Source organism: Pseudomonas sp. GW456-12-1-14-TSB6 (genome assembly GCF_059424205.1).
Map to the genome: position 1 here is coordinate 57,520 of NZ_JBWKZE010000003.1, position 19,424 is coordinate 76,943.

Below are 19,424 nucleotides of genomic sequence, written 5' to 3' on the forward strand. Positions count from 1 at the left end.
GCGCTCATCATAACAGGACGGCCCCGCCCAAGACAGCGGCCGTCATAGGGACGCAAGCCGCCATGCAAGTGAAACACCTGCTGCTGATCGCCATCCTCGCATTGACCGCTGCTTGCTCATCGAAGGAAGTCGTAGACGAAAACCTGAGTGAAGCCGAGCTGTACCAGCAGGCTCAACAGGACCTGGACAACAACAGCTACACCAGCGCCACAGCCAAGCTGAAGGCTCTGGAGTCGCGTTATCCGTTCGGTCGCTATGCCGATCAGGCGCAGCTGGAACTGATCTATGCCAACTACAAGAACGCCGAGCCGGAAGCTGCAAAATCCGCTGCCGAGCGTTTCATTCGTCTGCACCCGCAGCACCCGAACGTCGATTACGCCTACTACCTCAAGGGCCTGACCTCGTTCGACCAGGACGTCGGCCTGCTGGCGCGCTTCCTGCCGCTGGACATGACCAAGCGTGACCCGGGTGCCGCCCGCGACTCCTACAATGAGTTCGCCCAACTGACCAGCCGCTACCCCAACAGCCGCTACGCGCCGGACGCCAAGCAGCGCATGATCTACCTGCGCAACCTGCTGGCTGCCTACGAAATCCACGTGGCCGACTACTACCTGACCCGTCAGGCCTATGTCGCCGCTGCCAACCGTGGTCGTTATGTAGTGGAAAACTTCCAGGAAACCCCATCGGTCGGTGACGGCCTGGCGGTGATGACCGAAGCCTACCAGCGCCTGCATCTGGACGAACTGGCGGCCACCAGTCTGGAAACCCTGAAGCTCAACTACCCGAACCACCCGAGCCTGCAGGACGGTCAGTTCGTGCCTCGCGTTGCCGAAGCCGACAACCGTTCGTTCCTGAGCAAGGCCACCCTGGGTCTGATCGAATCCCGTCCGCCGCTGCCGCCGGGAGAGACCCGCGCCAACCAGGACGTGCAGAAGCAGTTCCAGGACGCGAAAGACGCGATCCCGAACGAACTAAAGCCTAAAGACGAAAACGGCGACGTGATCGAAGAGCCGGAACCGGAGTCGAGCGACAGCGACCGTTCCATCTTCAGCTACATGACCTTCGGTCTGTTCGACTGATCACTGCGGTGATGCCAAAAAGGGAGATCTTCGGATCTCCCTTTTTATTGCGGCGTGTGATTGGGCTGTGCGCCTGTCGGGTCCTTGGCTAAACTGCCGAATCATTAGCCGAAAAGCCGCCCATCATGCTTCGTTTACTGTTCTGGATTGCCTTGATCGCCGCTGCTGTGTGGTTGTGGCGCAAATTCAAGGCCCCCGCCTCGTCCACCCGATCGCCTCGCGAACAGGATGCCGCGCCGATGGTGCGCTGCGCCCATTGCGGCGTGCACCTGCCCCGCGACCGCGCGCTGAACCTTCAACAACAGTGGTATTGCAGCCAGGCTCACCTTGAGCAAGGCCCCGGTTCCAGTGATCGCTGAGGCTGACAACGCCGACAGCAAACAGGCCCAGCGACTGCTGCGTCTCTATCATCTGTACCGTTTAAGTGTCGGCATCACCCTGGTGTTGCTGATCTCCAGCAACATGGACAACCGCCTGCTGACCTCGGCCAACGACGAGTGGCTGCGCAATGGCAGCTGGTTGTACCTGGTGCTGAACATCCTGCTGGTAGTATTCCTCGAAAATATCCGCCGCCCGGCCCAGTTGTTCGCTCTGGCACTGGTCGACATTCTGCTGCTGTGCGGCGTGTTCTACGCAGCGGGCGGTGTGGCCAGTGCGATTGGCAACTTGCTGATCGTTTCGGTGGCCATCAGCAACACCTTGCTGCGACGACGTATCGGCTTGCTGATCGCCGCCATCGCCACCCTGGGCATTGTCGGGCTCAGCTTTCTGCTGAGTTTCAGCCATTCCCTGAGCGCCAACGACTATCTGCAGGCCGGCACCCTCGGCGCCTTGTGCTTCGCCGCCTCGCTGCTGGTGCAGGGATTGATGCGCCGTCTCGAAGTCAGCGAGAACCTGGCCGAGCTGCGCGCCAGCGAAGTGGTGGGGCTCGAAGCCCTCAACGCGCTGATCCTGCAACGCATGCGCACCGGCATTCTGGTGCTCGACGAACAGCGCCGGGTGCAACTGGCCAATCACAGCGCCAAGACCCTCCTGGGCCAAACACACCTTGAAGGCGACTTGATCGATGAGCACTCGAGCGCATTGGTCGAACGCCTGCAACTGTGGCTGAACAACCCGACCCTGCGCCCGCAAAGCCTGAAAATCGCCGGCAATGGCCTGGAGCTGCAGCCGAGTTTCATCGCCCTGGAACAGAGCCCGAACCGCCAGACCCTGGTGTTTCTCGAAGACCTCGCCCAGATCGCCCAGCAGGCGCAACAATTGAAACTGGCCGCGCTGGGCCGGCTGACTGCCGGTATCGCCCATGAAATCCGCAATCCGCTGGGGGCCATCAGTCATGCCGCGCAGCTGTTGCAGGAATCCGAGGAACTCGACGGCGCGGATCGGCGTCTGACGCAGATCATTCAAGACCACTCCCAGCGCATGAACCGAGTCATCGAAAACGTCCTGCAACTGTCCCGCCGCCAGCAGAGCGCACCGCAACGGCTCGACCTCAAACCGTGGCTGGAGCAGTTCGTCGACGAGAGCCGCGAACAGGCCGGCGAGCGCCAGCACATTCATCTGCACATCGGCCCGGGGGATTTTCGCACCCTGATGGATCCGGGCCAGCTCACACAGATTCTCGACAATCTGTTACGCAATGGTTGGCGCCACAGTGCCCTGTTGCACGATCCGGCCGAGGTCTGGCTGACGCTGTCCATCGACCCCGAGAGCACGCTGGCCGTGCTCGAAGTGCAAGACAACGGCCCCGGCGTGCCGCTCGATCAACAGGCTCATCTGTTCGAACCGTTCTTTACCACCAGCAGCCAAGGCACCGGCCTTGGGCTTTATCTGTCCCGTGAGCTGTGCGAAAGCAATCAAGCGCGCCTAGACTTCAAATCACGCCAAGGCGGCGGCTGCTTTCGCATCACCTTTGCTCACCGACGGAAACAAAGTTGAACACGAGCCCACGGCAAAAAATCCTCATCGTCGACGACGAGCCGGATATCCGCGAACTCCTGGAAATCACCCTGGGACGGATGAAACTCGACACCTTCAGCGCACGCAATCTCAATGAAGCCCAGGCGCTGCTGCGCCGCGAGAGCTTCGATCTGTGCCTGACCGACATGCGCCTGCCCGACGGCACCGGCCTGGAACTGGTGCAGCACATTCAGCAACGTTATCCACAACTGCCGGTGGCGATGATCACCGCGTACGGCAGCCTGGAAACAGCAATCAACGCCCTCAAGGCCGGGGCTTTCGACTTCCTGACCAAACCGGTGGACCTGACACGCCTGCGCGAGCTGGTCGGCTCGGCGTTGCGCATGCCGGCGCCGGGCAATGTCTGCACTTCGATCGACCGGCGGCTGCTCGGCGATTCACCGCCGATGCGCAACCTGCGCAAGCAGATCGACAAACTGGCCCGCAGCCAGGCACCGGTGTACATCAGCGGCGAGTCCGGCAGCGGCAAGGAGCTGGTGGCCCGATTGATTCATGAACAAGGCCCCCGCGCCAATCAGCCGTTCGTGCCGGTGAACTGCGGGGCGATTCCTTCAGAGTTGATGGAGAGCGAGTTCTTCGGCCACCGCAAAGGCAGTTTCAGCGGTGCAGTGGAGGATAAACCAGGACTGTTTCAGGCGGCCCATGGCGGCACACTGTTTCTCGATGAAGTGGCGGATCTGCCGCTGCCGATGCAGGTCAAGCTGCTGCGGGCGATCCAGGAAAAAGCCGTGCGCAGCGTCGGCGGGCAACAGGAAACCGTGGTCGATGTGCGCATCCTCTGCGCGACGCACAAGGACCTCGACGCGGAAGTGGCTGCCGAGCGCTTTCGTCAGGATCTGTATTACCGGTTGAACGTGATCGAACTGCGTGTGCCGCCCCTGCGCGAACGTCGTGAGGACATCGAAGCACTGGCCGGCCACATGCTCAAACGCCTGGCCAATGGCACCGGGCAACCGGCGGCACGCCTTCATCCCCATGCCCTCGAGGCACTGAAAAACTACCGCTTCCCGGGCAACGTGCGGGAGCTGGAGAACGTGCTCGAGCGGGCGCACACCCTGTGTGAAAACCGCACGATCGAGGCAGAGGATTTACGTCTGAGTGAAGGAAACGGCACTGCTGAAGGCGGCATTGCCGATCTCACGCAGATCGACAACCTGGAAGACTATCTGGAAAGCGTCGAGCGCAAACTGATTTTGCAGGCGCTGGAAGAAACCCGCTGGAATCGCACGGCGGCGGCGCAGCGGTTGAGTCTGTCGTTTCGGTCGATGCGCTACAGGCTCAAGAAGCTCGGGCTGGACTGAGAGCCCCTTCGCGGGCTTGCCCGCGAAGGCGATTTATCAGTTGCCGGAAGAAAAACTGACTAGATCCGTCCGGCCGGTGCATACGGCGCCGGATCAATGATCGGCGCCCGCCCCAGCATCACATCGGCAAACAACTGACAGGACGCCGGCGCCAGCACCAGCCCATTGCGGTAATGCCCGCAGTTCAGCCACAGACAGTCAAACCCCGGAACCCGGCCAATGTAAGGGATGCCCTCGGGCGAACCCGGTCGCAGCCCGGCCCAGTGCCCCACCACTTCGGCATCGGCCAGCGCCGGCAGCAACTCGACTGCCGATGCCTTGAGGCTTTCCAGCGCGCTGTCCGTCGGGGTCTTGTCGAAGCCTTCGTGCTCCAGCGTACTGCCGATCAGAATATGCCCGTCACGACGCGGAATGGCGTAGCGCCCCTTGGCCAGCACCATGCTCGGCAGGAAATCCGCCGCGCACTTGTAGAGAATCATCTGGCCCTTGACCGGTTCCACCGGCAGCGACAGGTTCAAGGTCTTGAGCAATTCTCCGCTCCACGCACCCGCCGTCAGCACGACCTGATCACCGGTGATCACACCCGTGGAGGTCTGCACGCCCACCACCCGCTCGCCATCACGGACAAACCCGCTGACTTCACACTGCTCATGGATCGTCACGTTCGGCAGCGCCTGCAACGCCGCTTTCAAAGACTTCACCAGCCGCGGATTGCGCACGTTGGCCACGTCAGCCATGTAGATCGCCCGGGAAAAACCACCACCGAGCACCGGCACCGCATCATGCGCCGCGGAGATATCCACAGCCCGCAACGGACGGTTCTCCCGCGCGGCCCACGCCAGCGCTTCGGCTTCGTCATCCAGATCCAGCCAGTACAGGCCGGTGGTGTGTACTTCGGGATCGACCCCGGTATCGGCAGACAGACGCTCGCCCAGCTGTGGATAAAAATCCTGGGACCAGTGCGCCAGCGCGGTGACGGCCGGGCTGTAGCGCCACGGGTACAGTGGAGAGACGATACCGCCGCCGGCCCAGGACGATTCCTGGCCGACGTTCGAACGATCCAGCAGCACCACGCTGCCGACCTCGGAGGCGAGGTTGTACGCCGTAAGCAGGCCAATCACCCCGCCACCGACAATCACCACTTGCTGTTGCCTGGTCATGTTTGATCCAACCGTAAAAAGACAGTGGGCGCAAAAGGCGCCCGAAATAAAGCGGCTCAGCGGCCCCAGCAATCCTTGGTGGTCAGCCCGGTGGTCGCGTTGTTCATGCTTCTGACACCGGTGTTGGTGAGGGTGAAATCCCCGCACTTGTCAGTGGCCATGGCCGTGCCGGTCTTGCGGGTCGCGGTCAGCAGGAAGGTCTGATCGGTGATCGTCGGCGTGATGGTGTAGAAATCGTTGCCGGTGCTCAACCCGGTGACACCGGTGTAGACGTTGTTCTTCGAATAGAAGCGTTCGAGGATCTGTGCCTGTTCCGACAAAGTGCTGACCACGTCGGCACGGCGGCCCTTCTTCACGTATTCGGTGAGGCTCGGATAGCCGATGGTGATGACGATACCGATGATCGCAATCACGATCATGATTTCGATCAGGGTGAAACCTCGGTTGGATCTGCGCATGCCTCGAACTCTCGCTTACTGAATTTGCCGCCACATGATACGCCGGCTGCCGCCGCCGGATTTTTCCACCAGGGTGGTGATACCGCCACTGGAATCGTTCACGACCTTGCGTGATGCACCGTTGACGATGGCGTTCAGGGTCGGGATACCGCCGGTGAACACCACGCCGCTGGAAATCGTGTCGTTGCTGTCGACCACGCCATCGGCGTTGGTGTCGAGCACCGCGTAGTTGAGCATCTTACCGCTGAACGCATCGAGTTCGATCAGTTTGCCGGTACCGAAACTGGAACACGGGTCGGTGGTATCGACACTGGCCGTGGTGAACACGATTCGTCCCAGCACCAGACTGGCCTGATTGATCACCCGTTCGCCAGTCAAGGCGTTGTTGTACACCAGCGGCAGATACCAGCCCTTCTCCGCCGGATAGTTCGTGTCGTTCTGGCTGGTGGTGGCGAACTGCCCGTTACTGCCGGAGAACACCCCGGTAATCGCCTGCGCCTGCAAACTGCTGACCGTGATCTGACCCGACCCGCCATCGGCGTCCCACACCGAATAGAACGCCTGCAAATCCTTGTTGGTCTTGTCGGTGGCTTCGTTGAATTTGCCGGTGCCGACGAAAATCTGTTTGCCACCCAGAGCGTTGTCCGCCAGCAACGGTTGCGCGGTGATCGGCTGAGTCGCCCCGCCGGCCGTGGTGAACAACGGCCTGCCGGAAAACGCCACGCCCCAGCTGTCGGAGGACGTGGCGCTCAGGTCGAACTTCCACAACCGCCCTTTCAAGTCACCGCCATACGCCGCCTGCACCACGTTCTGCGAATTGACCCGCAGCTTCACCGAGGACAAACCGTTGGTGGTTTCCGTACCGTCGATGACGATTTTCTTGATCAGCGAACCATCGCGCACATCCAGCACATACAGCGCCGCCACACCGGAGTTGCTGCCGTAACCATTGGCAATGAACGCCGCCCAGCGACCATCGGCCAAGCGTGCCACTTCCGGACGGGCATAGGCGTAACCCAGATCATTAAAAGCGTTGGAAGTACTGGCGGTCGTCGGCGCGCTGACTTCCCACAAGGCACGGATGACGTTGCCCGCCGAGGCGTCGAACAGCTGGAGCCCATAGAAAGTCTTGCCGCCGGCGCCCGTACCGCCGATGGCCAGAGTTTTCCACGCCGTACCGAATTGCGCATCGAATACACCGAGCTGACCATCCACCAGAAACTTGTGGCTGACGCCGTTGACGTAGTTCGGATCGGCAATCAGGCGCAGCGAGGGCAATACGCTGGACGGCATGTAGGCATAGCGCCGGGTACCGTTGGCCGAGTTGATGACGCTGACAAAACCGTCGTTGGCGTTCACCACCAGGCTGGCATTCATGTTCGAAGCCTTGGTGGTCAGGTAGGTGCTGTAGGTGGTGTCACCGGCCAGATCGGAGGCGGTTTTTTCCGTGGGCGAGGCCAGCACCAGCGGCGAGTTGATGATGTCCCCGAGCAATACGCTGCGCACTTTGAGCCCGGCCTTGTTGGTGCCCTTGCTCCACTCGACCAGATCGATGCCGCTGATGCCGGTGGGCAAACCCTGGCTGAGAACGGTCTGCTGGGCCGGGGAGAAGTTGCCGTAAGCCAGCGTCACCGCCGCGTTGTTCAGGGAGTTCCACGACTGGTAGGTCGGCGCAGTGGCTCCGGGCACGATGGCCGTATCGGTGGTCCACAGCACCGCCGAAGTATTGACCGCCCCGGCCGAGTTGAACCCAAAGGACTTGATCGTGCCGCGCCAGTCCTTGGGGTCATAACTGGTTTGGAAATAACTGGTGCCGCTCGCCAGCGTCGTCCCGCTGGCGACACCGCTGCCGCCGGAACCGGCCTTCGAGGTGATGTCGCTCAACGCCGAAGACAGCGCGGCATTCAGACCGGCGCTGTCGGTCGCCTGGTAGTAGCGGCCCTGTCCGTAATCGGCGGCATCCGAGAGCATGTCGTTGGAAGCGGTGAAACCCACGGTGTAGGTGTTCATGTTCTGCCTGGGGAAATCCACCGCGTTCCAGCTCTTGCCCGCTGCATCGGTGCCGGTGGAACGCATGTCGATGTCGAAGGCGAACTTGGCGATATCGTCCAGGTACAGCGTATCGCCCTCCCCGTCCCCGTTGAGGTTGTTCCCGTCATTGTTGATGCCGTCCCAGTTCGGCAGGCGGCTGCCGCCCAGCGGGTCGTTGCTCGGAAAGGTGCGGTCGTAGGTCGGCAAACCGTCGGTGATGACCACGCCGTAGTTTTTCTGGCAGCGATACTGGATCGGGCTGGTGTAAGTGCTCGGCGTGGTGTTGTAGTACGGCGCCATCCCGCGCATATAGCGGGTGATCTCGTAGTAGGTCTCGGCCAGTGGCGTGTTGGCCACCGCGCTCAGGCCGTTGATCGAGGAAATCAGTGCGTTGTAGTTGGTGTCGGCCTGGGCCTGGGTCACGCTGCCGCTGACCGGTGACAGGTCGCTGATGGAGCGCGCGATGAAACCGCCGTTGCCAGGGTTGTTGCTGGTGGCCGGATTGAAGGTGGCCAGGCCCATGCGCAGGTTGCGGTTGCTGGTGACCAGTGCGGTGGAAACGTTGCGCGCTACGTTGATCCGGTAATCGTTGGGAATTGCCCCGGTGGTGAAGTCGCGTGTGCCGTTGTTGATCGCCAGACTCACCACATAGGAAATGTAATCCGCCGAATAGCGAGTGTTGCCGCTGCCCACCGGATCCGGCAGCTTCAGGCAGAGCGGCGTCAGGCTGTTGTTGTAGAACGCATAGGCACCGCCGGAGCAGCCGGAGGTTGGCAGGCTCGAGAGAAAGATCGTATCGCCGGTAATGGCAGTTGAGCTCAGGCACAGGCCGATGACCGCGTTGCACTGGCGGGCCGGCGTGCGATCCACGGTCGGATCGAACCCTGCTGCATAGATGATGCTGTTCATGCTGCCCGAGTCGTCGATCATCAACATCACGTTCGGTGGCACGGCGGCCGCGCTCAACAGCGGCGAATCGGACGGCGTGAAAGCGTACGCCGGTGCCGCCAGATAGAGCCCGGTCAGCATGCCGAACAGCAGCGACAGCCACTTGAAGCGACGCTCAGTACTTCGCATAGACACTCTCCACCACACTGCGCGAAGTGCCGGCGATGCCCACGGCCGTGACCCGATACAACGTCGCCGAGGTGTTGCTAGGCACGTTCACCGCCGTCAGGGTCGTGCCGATGTTCTGCACCCCGTAGAACCCGCTGCCGGCGGCGATCCAGGTGACCCCCGACGTGGAATTGAACCCGGCCGCGCTGACCACCGAGGACTCCGCCGGCGGCGCGCATTGGGTAGGGCTGGCGCACACCGCCAGCGCATAACCATCCAGCTGCACCGCGCTTTCGCCGACACGCAGTGCCGCCTCGGCAGTCTGGAACGATTGATTGCGCAGGCTCACGCTACCCGCCATTTTTTCCTGCAGGTTGGCGCTCTGCATCGATGACAGGCCGATCAGCGTCAGGAGCAGCAGAAATACCAGGCTGACCAGCAACACCATGCCGCCCTGGGACCGCCGCCGATGGAGAGAAACGTTCATCGCCCACCCCTCACTGCAAGCGGTTGCGCAAGGCGGCAACCACGTTGAAGGTTTGATCGCGGACCCGGTTGTTCGGGTCAGTGAGGGTCAGGCTCAGGCGCACGCTGCGGATCCGCGCCGGGTCACCGGGATTGGCGCTGTAGGTGGACGCTGCGACATCGGTCGCGGAACTCGCCAGACCGAACGTCACGGTGAATGCACTGACATTGTTCACCAGCACCTGCTGGGCGGGGTTGCCGCTGCCGGTACCCATCAGAATCTGGTTGTTGCTGAAGCTATAGACCAGCCGACGGATCGGAAACGCGATCTGTCCTGTCGCCGCCACCCGCGCACCGGTATAAGCCGTGGCGCTGTTGCGGCAATCGGAGACCACGGTCCAGGTCGGCGTCCCGCCCGCGCTGCCGACATCGGCGGTGACCAGGGTCAGTTTTAGATTGGCGTTGTCCCAGCTGATCGGCGTGATCTGGGCCGCTGTGAAATCTCCCGCCGAGCTGGAATCGGTAATCGTGCCCAGGCAGCCGAACATGCCCACCATGCGCAGTTCCTGAATCATCTTGCTCAACACGAACCGCGCGTCCTCCTGCATGGCGGCCGCACTGTTCTGACTGACATAAGTGTTCTTCGCCGCCAGGAAGATCTGCACCACGCCGAGCACCACGATCAGCCCCAGCGCCAGAGCGACCAGCATTTCGATCAGGCCGAAACCCAGGTTATGACGCTTCATGGTGTGGCCACCGGATCGACCGCGGCGCGGCTGGTCAGGACAAAACTGCGGGTTGCACCGGTCGTATTGGCGGCGCGCGCGTCACTCCAGGTGATGGTGATGGTGTACACGCGTTGATTGAGGGTGATGCTGCCGGTGGCGGTCGGGCCGCCGAAATTGACGATGTTGGTGCTGAAGTCGTAGAGATCCTGATCCCGGGCGACACTCAGGTTGCCCGTGGTCGGCGGAGTGACGGTGTAGTCGGCGCCGGAATTGGCGCGAATCCGGTCCATCATGTCGTAGGCGATGAAACTCGCCTGGCTGGTCATCCGCGAGCTGTCGGTGTACTTCAGCGCATTGAGCTGAACCGCCGCCGCGCCCAGCAACCCGACCGTCAGAATCAACAACGCGACCAGCACTTCGATCAGCGTCATGCCCTCCTGTGCGTACTTGCTCCCTGCCCTCATCCGCAACTTCCACCCAATTGAATTCGTCCGTTCAGACACACGTTCAGCGTCCTGCTTTGCGTGCCCAGCGTGTAACTGATGGCCACCGCTGTGGACGGTGCCGCCAGCCCGCCCAGGTTGTTGAAATCCAGCGCGGTCACTCCAGAGGGTAGCGTCAGAGTCGCGCCGCTGCTCATCGCTGGAACAACCCGCAATACATTGGCCGGAGTGCCAGTACTGTCGTAGACCGACAACTCGCCGGTCCAGACACTGCCGCCGGCGCTCGGCCGCAAGCGAGTGGTGACGCCCCGGTTGATCGCCTCGAGCCTGGCGTAATTGAGGGCCCGTTGCAGGTCGCCGACCTCGGTGTCGGCCTTGCTGCCCTGCACCGAACGGGTGAATGCCGGCACCGCCATCGTGATCAGGATCACAAACACCGCGACCGCCACCAACAGCTCGATCAGCGTGAAACCTTTTGTACGATGATCCATCGATGCCCTCCGTTGCCGTCGGCTATACCTGTACAAACCTAGAACATTCGACCGGCATGCGCCGGTTGATTTACCGCGTGCGGCGCACGGATTGCGCCGCCGTGCACAATCCAGGGAGGAGGCGCACATGCCGCAACAGGGTTTCAGTCTGGTCGAACTGCTTATGGGACTGGCGATCGGCGCAATTGTTCTGTCGCTGGTCAGTCCGGCGCTGGCGGACTTCACCGAATCAAACCGGCGGCAGCAGGCCGCGCACTCTTTGCTCGACGGGATTCGTAATGCCCGGAGCATGGCCATCACGCGCAACCAGAGTGTGGTGATTCATGGCATCAACGGTGACTGGGGTCAGGGCTGGCGGATCATTCTGGATCTCAATGGGAAGGGGCCGGCGGATGCGGGTAATCCATTGCTGACCGAGCAGGCGAGTGACGGAAAGATACCGATTGTCGGCAACTGGCTGGTGAGCCGTTACATACGCTTCAGCAGCCTGGGCCAGCCACTGGTGCCGGACCGGAAATTTCAGGCGGGGACGTTACATCTATGCTCGGCTCGCGAGCCGGTCAGCCAGCTCCAGGTGGTGCTGGCGGCAACCGGTCGCGTACGCCTGACCAGCCAAAAGGCTGAACAGGCGCTTTGCCGAAAGGATAAAGCGATCAGATCGAGCGAACGCGCAGCTCTTTAGGCATCGAGAACGTGATGTTCTCCTCACGCCCGGCCAGTTCGTCGGCGCCGGTGGCGCCCCAGGCCTGCAACTGCTGGATCACGCCACGCACCAGAACTTCCGGAGCGGAGGCACCGGCGGTGATGCCGATACGCTCGACACCGTCGAACCAGCTCTTTTGCAGGTCTTCGGCGCCATCGATCAGGTAGGCCGGCGTGGCCATGCGTTCAGCCAGCTCACGCAGGCGGTTGGAGTTGGAGCTGTTCGGGCTGCCCACCACCAACACCACGTCGCATTCGTCGGCCAGTTGCTTGACCGCGTCCTGACGATTCTGCGTGGCGTAGCAGATATCGTCCTTGCGCGGGCCACCGATGGCCGGGAAACGCGTACGCAGCGCATCGATGACACGGCTGGTGTCATCCATGGACAACGTGGTCTGGGTGACGAAGGCGAGTTTTTCAGGGTTGTGCACCTGCAACTCGGCGACATCCTTCTCGTCTTCGACGAGGTAGATCGCGCCGCCATTACTGGCGTCGTACTGGCCCATGGTGCCTTCGACTTCCGGGTGACCGGCGTGGCCGATCAGGATGCATTCACGGCCGTCGCGGCTGTATTTCGCGACTTCGATGTGCACCTTCGTCACCAGCGGGCAGGTGGCGTCGAACACTTTCAGGCCACGGCCGGCGGCTTCGGTGCGCACGGCTTGCGAAACGCCGTGGGCACTGAAGATCACGATCACGTCGTCCGGTACCTGATCGAGCTCTTCGACGAAGATTGCGCCACGACTGCGCAGGTCTTCAACCACGAACTTGTTGTGCACCACTTCATGACGCACATAGATCGGCGGGCCGAAGACTTCCAGGGCGCGGTTGACGATTTCGATCGCCCGGTCCACGCCGGCGCAGAAGCCACGGGGGTTGGCGAGTTTGATTTGCATGCTGTGCCTCGTGTCTTGCGCGCAAGAAAATGGATCATTGCAATCCCTGTGGGAGCAGGCTTGCTCGCGAAAGCGCTGTGTCAGACAACGTTTATGTTGAATGTCAGTCAGCATTCGCGAGCGAGCCCGCTCCCACAGGGGTTCTGCTGTGTTACTCAGAGCGCTTTGACGGAGAAGATTTCCACGTCAAAGGTCAGCGTCTTGCCAGCCAGCGGGTGATTGAAGTCAACGGTCACTTGCGCATCGTCGAACTCTTTCACCACACCCGGCAGCTCAGTATTGGCCGCATCGTTGAAGATCACCAGCAGCCCCGGCGACAGTTCCATGTCCGCAAACTGCGAACGCGGAATGATCTGTACGTTTTGCGGGTTCGGCTGGCCGAAGGCGTTTTCCGGCTCGACGGTCAGGGTACGCTTGTCGCCGGCCTTGAAGCCGAACAGCGCCGCCTCGAAACCCGGCAGCAGGTTGCCGTCGCCGACCTTGAAGGTCGCCGGGGCCTTGTCGAAGGTGCTGTCGACCGTGTCGCCGTTCTCCAGGCGCAATGCAAAGTGCAAGGTGACTTCCGTGTTCTGGCCGATGCGTTGCTCAGCCAATACCTGTTCAGTCATGAACGGTTTCTCCGGATTTCTTGGTTTTGAACATGTCCAGTGCCAGCATCACCGCGCCAACGGTGATGGCGCTGTCGGCGAAGTTGAACGCCGGGAAGTACCAGCGGTTCTGCCAGTGCACCAGAATGAAGTCGATCACATGGCCCAGGGCAATGCGGTCATAAAGGTTGCCCAGTGCGCCGCCAAGAACCAGCGCCAGCGCGATGGCCAGCCAGGTTTCGTTGCGGCCCAGGCGCTTGAGCCAGACCATCAGCACTGCACTGACCGCAATCGCGATCAGGGCGAACAGCCAGCGCTGCCAGCCTGAGCTGTCCGCGAGGAAGCTGAAGGCAGCGCCGGTGTTGTAGGCCAGGGTCCAGCTGAAGTAATCAGGGATGATCACGATCTGCTGGAACATCTCGAGCTTGCCTTCGAAGTAGAACTTGCTGGCCTGGTCAATGACCAGAACCAGCAAGCTCAACCAGAGCCAGCTCAGCCGTCCGAAACGGCCAACGGCATTAGGCATAGTGACGAACCTCGCCGGCGCCATCGATGTTGTCCACGCAACGGCCGCAGATTTCCGGATGTTCCGGGTTCACGCCGACGTCTTCGCGGCAGTGCCAGCAACGGGCACATTTCGGGAAGGCGGATTTGACGATCTTCAGCTTCAGGCCGCTGACTTCGGTGGCCACAGCATCGGCCGGAGCCTGCACGAACGGCGCAACAGTGGCAGTCGAGGTGATCAGGACAAAGCGCAGCTCGTTGCTCAGTTTGGCCAGGTCGGCGGTCAGCGCGTCTTCGGCGAACAGCGTCACTTCGGCTTGCAGGTTGCCACCGACGGCCTTGGCCGCGCGCTGGATTTCCATTTCTTTGTTGACCGCCACCTTCACTTCCATGATGCGATCCCAGTACTCGCGACCCAGCTCGAAGCCTTCCGGCAACTCGGTCAGGCCTTCGTACCAGGTGTTGAGCATCACCGATTCGTTGCGCTCGCCCGGCAGGTATTGCCACAGCTCGTCGGCGGTGAACGCCAGGATCGGTGCGATCCAGCGCACCAGCGCTTCGGAGATGTGGAACAGCGCGGTCTGGCACGAACGACGGGCCTTGCTGTCGGCGCCGGTGGTGTACTGGCGGTCCTTGATGATGTCCAGATAGAAACCACCCAGCTCCTGCACGCAGAAGTTGTGGATCTTCGAGTAGACGTTCCAGAAACGGTATTCGCCGTAATGCTCTTGCAGCTCGCGTTGCAGCAGCAGGGTACGGTCCACCGCCCAGCGATCCAGCGCCAGCATGTCTTCGGCCGGCAGCAGATCGGTGGCCGGGTTGAAACCGGTCAGGTTGGAAAGCAGGAAACGCGCGGTGTTACGAATACGACGATAGGCGTCCGCGCTGCGCTGCAGGATCTGCTCGGACACGGCCATTTCGCCGGAGTAGTCGGTCGACGCGACCCACAGACGCATGATGTCGGCGCCCAGGGTGTCGTTGACTTTCTGCGGAGCGATCACGTTGCCCAGGGACTTGGACATCTTGCGGCCGGACTCGTCCACGGTGAAGCCGTGGGTCAGCAGCTCGCGGTACGGCGCGTGGTTGTCGATGGCGCAACCGGTCAGCAAGGACGAGTGGAACCAGCCACGGTGCTGGTCCGAACCTTCCAGGTACAGGTCGGCACGCGGGCCGGTCTCGTGGCCCATCGGGTGCGAACCGCGCAGGACGTGCCAGTGGGTGGTGCCCGAGTCGAACCAGACGTCGAGGGTGTCGCTGATCTTGTCGTACTGCGGCGCTTCATCGCCCAGCAGTTCGGCAGCGTCGAGTTTGAACCAGGCTTCGATGCCTTCGACTTCAACGCGCTTGGCGACTTCTTCCATCAGCTCGACGGTACGTGGGTGCAGCTCGCCGCTTTCCTTGTTCAGGAAGAACGGGATCGGCACGCCCCAGTTGCGCTGACGGGAGATGCACCAGTCCGGACGGTTGGCGATCATCGAGTGCAGGCGCGCCTGGCCCCAGGCCGGGACGAACTTGGTGTCTTCGATGGCTTTGAGCGAGCGTACGCGCAGGGTGTCGCCGCTGACTGGCTCTTTGTCCATGCCGATGAACCACTGCGCGGTGGCGCGGTAGATCAGCGGGGTCTTGTGGCGCCAGCAGTGCATGTAGCTGTGTTCGATGACGGTGGTGTGCAGCAGCGCACCGACTTCGGTCAGTTTTTCGACGATGGCCGGGTTGGCCTTCCAGATGAACTGGCCGCCGAAGAACTCCAGCGACGGCACGTAGACGCCATTGCTTTGTACCGGGTTGAGGATGTCGTCGTTGACCATGCCGTATTTCTTGCAGGTCACGAAGTCGTCCACGCCGTAGGCCGGCGCGGAGTGAACCACGCCGGTGCCGGCGCCCAGTTCCACGTAGTCGGCCAGATACACTGGCGACAGACGGTCATAGAACGGGTGACGGAAATTGATCAGTTCCAGCGCCGAACCCGGTGCGGTGGCCAATACGGTGCCTTCGACGCCGTAACGGGTCAGGCAGGATTCGACCAGTTCTTCAGCCAGCACCAGCAGCTTGTCGCCGATGTCGACCAGGGCGTAGGTGAATTCCGGATGAACGTTGAGCGCCTGGTTGGCCGGGATGGTCCACGGGGTGGTGGTCCAGATCACGATCGAGGCCGGTTTGCCCAGGGACGGCAGACCGAATGCGGCGGCCAGTTTGGCCTCGTCAGCGATCGGGAACGCTACGTCGATGGTCGAGGACTTCTTGTTCTCGTACTCGACTTCCGCTTCGGCCAGGGCCGAACCGCAATCGAAGCACCAGTTCACCGGTTTCAAGCCCTTGAACACGAAACCGCCCTTGACGATTTCGGCGAGGGCGCGGATTTCACCGGCCTCGTTCTTGAAGTTCATGGTCTTGTACGGATTTGCGAAGTCGCCCAGGACGCCGAGGCGGATGAACTCGGTCTTCTGCCCTTCGATCTGCTCGGTGGCGTAGGCACGGCACAGTTCGCGGGTCTTGTCCGCGCCCAGGTTCTTGCCGTGGGTCACTTCGACCTTGTGCTCGATCGGCAGGCCGTGGCAGTCCCAGCCCGGGACATACGGCGCGTCGAAGCCCGACAGGGTCTTCGAGCGGATGATCATGTCCTTGAGAATCTTGTTCAGTGCGTGACCGATGTGAATCGTACCGTTGGCGTACGGAGGGCCGTCGTGCAGGACGAACTTCGGACGATCCTTGCCAATCTCGCGCAACTTTCCGTACAGGCCAATACTGTCCCAGCGCTGCAGGATCTGCGGTTCGCGCTGTGGCAGGCCGGCCTTCATTGGGAAGGCGGTGTCCGGAAGGTTTAGCGTGGCTTTATAGTCGGTCATTTAAGGCTCTTCATTAGCGATGGGCGCTAGGTGCGGCTAGTGCACGGGCGGCGGCGACATCCGCGCTGATCGCCGTTTTCAATGCCTCCAGGGAGGCGAAACGCTGCTCTTCACGCAGCTTCTGGTGGAAAACCACCGTCAAACGCCGGTCATACAGATCGCCGGCAAAATCTAAAAGATGGACTTCAAGGTGGGCCTTGCCATCACCTTGGACCGTGGGCCGCACGCCGATATTGGCGACGCCGGGCCAGGTCTTGCCGTCGATGTCGACGTCGACCAGGTAAACCCCGGTGAACGGCACGCGACGGCGTTTCAGTTGAATGTTCGCCGTGGGCGTACCCAACTGCCGGGCCAGTTTCTGGCCATGCAGCACGCGACCGGCAATCCGGTACGGGCGGCCGAGCAGACGCTCAGCCAAAGCAAAATCGGCGGCGGCCAACGCGTTGCGCACCTGAGTGCTGCTGACACGAATGCCGTCCAGCTCGACGGTTTGCGCGGCTTCCACGGTAAAGCCGTGGACCTGCCCGGCCTGCAACAGGAAATCGAAATCGCCGAGGCGGTCGCAACCGAAGCGGAAATCATCACCGACCTCCAGATGCTGCACGCCGAGGCCATCAACCAGGATGGTATCGACGAACTCGCTGGCGCTGAGCTTGCTCAAGCGCTGGTTGAAGGCCAGACACAAGACCCGGTCGACGCCTTCGGCGGCCAGCAGTTGCAGCTTGTCGCGCAACCGGGCCAGACGCGCCGGCGCGGTCTCCGGGGCAAAAAACTCCCGTGGCTGCGGCTCGAAAATCACCACGCAGCTGGGTACGCCCAACTCGAGCGCACGCTCACGCAGTCGGGCCAGGATGGCCTGGTGACCACGGTGAACACCGTCAAAGTTGCCAATAGTGGCGACGCAGCCCCGATGCTGGGGGCGCAGATTGTGGAGGCCTCGAACCAGCTGCATAACGCGCTTCTTGCTCATAAAGTGGCCGATTATAACCACACCCGACGGCCGACGACAGGCAACACCGTAACCCAAAGTGATCGAGCCGACAAAACTGCCGGCTCGCGCCCGTCTTTCAGGGGTGAAACCTCAGCTCAACGCCTTGCGATTGAAGTCGCGCAGGCGGAAACCGAGCAGCAGCAACATGCCGAAATAGGCGACCACGCCAGCAATCACCAACGCGCCCAGGCGCAGGAAGCGCTCAAGCATGTGGCCCTGATCCCACGCGGGCATGAAATGCATGCCGATCAACAGCACGGCCGACATCACCGCCACCGCGACCAACAGCTTGAAACCGAACTTCAGCCAGCCCGGCTGCGGTTGATACATCTGCTGCTTGCGCAGTTGATAGAACAGCAGTCCGGCGTTCAGGCAGGCACCGGCGCTGATCGCCAACGCCAGACCGGCGTGGGCCAGCGGACCGATCAACACCAGGTTGAACAGCTGCGTCACCACCAGGGTGAAGATTGCGATTTTTACCGGTGTCCGGATGTTCTGTTGCGCATAAAAGCCAGGCGCCAACACTTTGATCACGATAATGCCGAGCAGACCGACAGAATAGGCAATCAATGCCCGCTGCGTCATTTCCGCATCAAACCCGCTGAACTGGCCGTACTGGAACAACGAAACCGTCAACGGCTCGGCCAGGATACCCAGCGCCAGCGCGCATGGCAGCACCAGCACGAAGCACAGGCGCAGACCCCAGTCGAGAATCCGCGAATACTCGTGGCGATCCTTGCTCGCATAGGTCTTGGCCAATGTCGGCAGCAGGATCGTGCCCAATGCAACACCGAGCACGCCGGATGGCAGCTCCATCAAACGGTCGGCGTAGTACATCCAGGACACTGAGCCCGCGACCAGGAACGAGGCGAAAATAGTGTTGATGATCAGGGAAATCTGACTGACCGAGACGCCGATGATCGCCGGCAACATCTGCTTCATGACCCGCCAGACACCGGTATCGCGCAGATTCAGGCGCGGCAGCACCAGCATGCCGATCTTTTTCAAGTGCGGCAGTTGATAAAGCAATTGCGCCAGACCACCGACAAGCACCGCCCAGCCGAGGGCCATGACCGGCGGATCGAAATACGGCGTCAGGAACAGCGAAAACACGATCATGCTGACGTTGAGAAGGGTCGGCACGAATGCCGGCACCGAGAAACGGTTCCAGGTATTGAGGATCGCCCCCGCCAGGGAAGACAGGGAGATCAGCAATATATAAGGGAAGGTCACTCGCAACAGGTCGGAGGTCAGCTGGAATTTTTCCGGGGTATCGGTGAAACCCGGCGCCGTGGCCCAGATCACCCAGGGCGCGGCAATCATGCCCAGCGCGGTGACCAGCGCCAGCACCAGCGTCAGCAGACCGGAAACGTAGGCAATAAAGGTGCGGGTCGCCTCTTCGCCCTTCTGGCTTTTATATTCGGCCAGGATCGGCACAAAAGCCTGGGAAAATGCGCCCTCGGCGAAAATCCTGCGCAGCAGGTTGGGCAGTTTGAAGGCGATGAAGAAGGCGTCGGTCGCCATTCCGGCGCCGAAGGTGCGGGCGATGAGCGTGTCGCGAACAAACCCGAGAATCCGGGAAAGCATCGTGATAGAGCTGACGGCGGCCAACGATTTGAGCAGATTCATTGAAGGAATGTGTGCCTGTCGATAAACAGCAGGCGAATAACGCGCCCACTTGTGCGATACTCCGCGCCGCAACAGCA

Annotated in this window: 18 protein-coding genes; 5 read left to right on the forward strand and 13 right to left on the reverse strand. The window is 61.5% G+C overall.

Features of this window, described 5'->3' with window-relative positions; translation table 11 throughout:
* The first annotated feature begins 62 nt into the window (after positions 1–62).
* From AC07Y2_RS03390 to AC07Y2_RS03405, 4 genes are all read left to right on the forward strand, one after another.
* Positions 63–1,079, forward strand: a complete 1,017-nt coding sequence (locus tag AC07Y2_RS03390; protein ID WP_007959566.1) for an outer membrane protein assembly factor BamD — start codon at positions 63–65, stop codon at positions 1,077–1,079.
* A gap of 125 nt (positions 1,080–1,204) precedes the next feature.
* Complete coding sequence (locus tag AC07Y2_RS03395; RefSeq protein WP_039771683.1) at positions 1,205–1,438, forward strand: PP0621 family protein; 234 nt, start codon at positions 1,205–1,207, stop codon at positions 1,436–1,438.
* Positions 1,428–3,017 (forward strand): ATP-binding protein, encoded by a 1,590-nt coding sequence (locus AC07Y2_RS03400; protein WP_103385453.1) that lies wholly within the window; start codon positions 1,428–1,430, stop codon positions 3,015–3,017. Before AC07Y2_RS03395 ends, AC07Y2_RS03400 begins: the two co-directional genes overlap by 11 nt.
* Positions 3,014–4,360, forward strand: coding sequence for a sigma-54-dependent transcriptional regulator (locus AC07Y2_RS03405; protein WP_103385454.1), 1,347 nt, complete (start codon positions 3,014–3,016; stop codon positions 4,358–4,360). The genes AC07Y2_RS03400 and AC07Y2_RS03405 overlap by 4 nt, the downstream gene beginning before the upstream one ends.
* 59 nt (positions 4,361–4,419) lie before the next feature.
* Here AC07Y2_RS03405 and thiO read toward each other — a convergent pair whose 3' ends face one another.
* From thiO to AC07Y2_RS03440, 7 genes are read right to left on the reverse strand one after another with little or no spacing between them, the layout of a single operon-like run.
* Positions 4,420–5,520: a glycine oxidase ThiO gene (gene thiO / locus AC07Y2_RS03410; RefSeq protein WP_103385455.1), complete on the reverse strand. Its 1,101-nt coding sequence runs from the start codon at positions 5,518–5,520 to the stop codon at positions 4,420–4,422.
* Between the two features lie 56 nt (positions 5,521–5,576).
* Positions 5,577–5,978, reverse strand: a complete 402-nt coding sequence (locus AC07Y2_RS03415) for a type IV pilin protein (protein ID WP_085648738.1) — start codon at positions 5,976–5,978, stop codon at positions 5,577–5,579.
* A 15-nt stretch (positions 5,979–5,993) separates the two neighbouring features.
* On the reverse strand, positions 5,994–9,086 hold the full coding sequence (locus AC07Y2_RS03420) for a pilus assembly protein (RefSeq protein ID WP_103385456.1): 3,093 nt from the start codon (positions 9,084–9,086) through the stop codon (positions 5,994–5,996).
* Positions 9,073–9,552, reverse strand: a complete 480-nt coding sequence (locus AC07Y2_RS03425) for a pilus assembly PilX family protein (RefSeq protein WP_039771695.1) — start codon at positions 9,550–9,552, stop codon at positions 9,073–9,075. Before AC07Y2_RS03425 ends, AC07Y2_RS03420 begins: the two co-directional genes overlap by 14 nt.
* A gap of 10 nt (positions 9,553–9,562) precedes the next feature.
* Positions 9,563–10,276 (reverse strand): PilW family protein, encoded by a 714-nt coding sequence (locus AC07Y2_RS03430; protein WP_103385457.1) that lies wholly within the window; start codon positions 10,274–10,276, stop codon positions 9,563–9,565.
* Entirely contained in the window at positions 10,273–10,722 is a 450-nt protein-coding gene (gene pilV / locus AC07Y2_RS03435; protein WP_039771699.1) for a type IV pilus modification protein PilV, read from the reverse strand. The genes AC07Y2_RS03430 and pilV overlap by 4 nt, the downstream gene beginning before the upstream one ends.
* Positions 10,719–11,192: a GspH/FimT family pseudopilin gene (locus AC07Y2_RS03440; RefSeq protein WP_039771701.1), complete on the reverse strand. Its 474-nt coding sequence runs from the start codon at positions 11,190–11,192 to the stop codon at positions 10,719–10,721. Before AC07Y2_RS03440 ends, pilV begins: the two co-directional genes overlap by 4 nt.
* A 127-nt stretch (positions 11,193–11,319) precedes the next feature.
* Between AC07Y2_RS03440 and AC07Y2_RS03445 the strand changes: the two genes are divergently transcribed.
* Positions 11,320–11,874 (forward strand): GspH/FimT family pseudopilin, encoded by a 555-nt coding sequence (locus AC07Y2_RS03445; protein ID WP_074691485.1) that lies wholly within the window; start codon positions 11,320–11,322, stop codon positions 11,872–11,874.
* On the opposite strand, the gene ispH is transcribed toward AC07Y2_RS03445, so the two are convergent.
* From ispH to murJ, 6 genes are all read right to left on the reverse strand, one after another.
* Positions 11,846–12,790: a 4-hydroxy-3-methylbut-2-enyl diphosphate reductase gene (ispH, locus tag AC07Y2_RS03450; protein WP_038361699.1), complete on the reverse strand. Its 945-nt coding sequence runs from the start codon at positions 12,788–12,790 to the stop codon at positions 11,846–11,848. The genes AC07Y2_RS03445 and ispH overlap by 29 nt on opposite strands.
* Positions 12,791–12,945: 155 nt before the next feature.
* The gene (fkpB, locus tag AC07Y2_RS03455; protein ID WP_170928297.1) at positions 12,946–13,383 is read right to left on the reverse strand and encodes an FKBP-type peptidyl-prolyl cis-trans isomerase; all 438 of its coding nucleotides are present in this window, start codon (positions 13,381–13,383) and stop codon (positions 12,946–12,948) included.
* Between the two features lie 7 nt (positions 13,384–13,390).
* The gene (gene lspA, locus AC07Y2_RS03460; protein ID WP_103385458.1) at positions 13,391–13,903 is read right to left on the reverse strand and encodes a signal peptidase II; all 513 of its coding nucleotides are present in this window, start codon (positions 13,901–13,903) and stop codon (positions 13,391–13,393) included.
* Entirely contained in the window at positions 13,896–16,727 is a 2,832-nt protein-coding gene (gene ileS, locus AC07Y2_RS03465; protein WP_085747714.1) for an isoleucine--tRNA ligase, read from the reverse strand. The genes lspA and ileS overlap by 8 nt, the downstream gene beginning before the upstream one ends.
* Before the next feature lie 13 nt (positions 16,728–16,740).
* Positions 16,741–17,679 (reverse strand): bifunctional riboflavin kinase/FAD synthetase, encoded by a 939-nt coding sequence (ribF, locus tag AC07Y2_RS03470; protein ID WP_007959537.1) that lies wholly within the window; start codon positions 17,677–17,679, stop codon positions 16,741–16,743.
* Positions 17,680–17,808: 129 nt separating this feature from the next.
* Positions 17,809–19,347 (reverse strand): murein biosynthesis integral membrane protein MurJ, encoded by a 1,539-nt coding sequence (murJ, locus tag AC07Y2_RS03475; protein WP_085668045.1) that lies wholly within the window; start codon positions 19,345–19,347, stop codon positions 17,809–17,811.
* Positions 19,348–19,424: the final 77 nt, after the last annotated feature.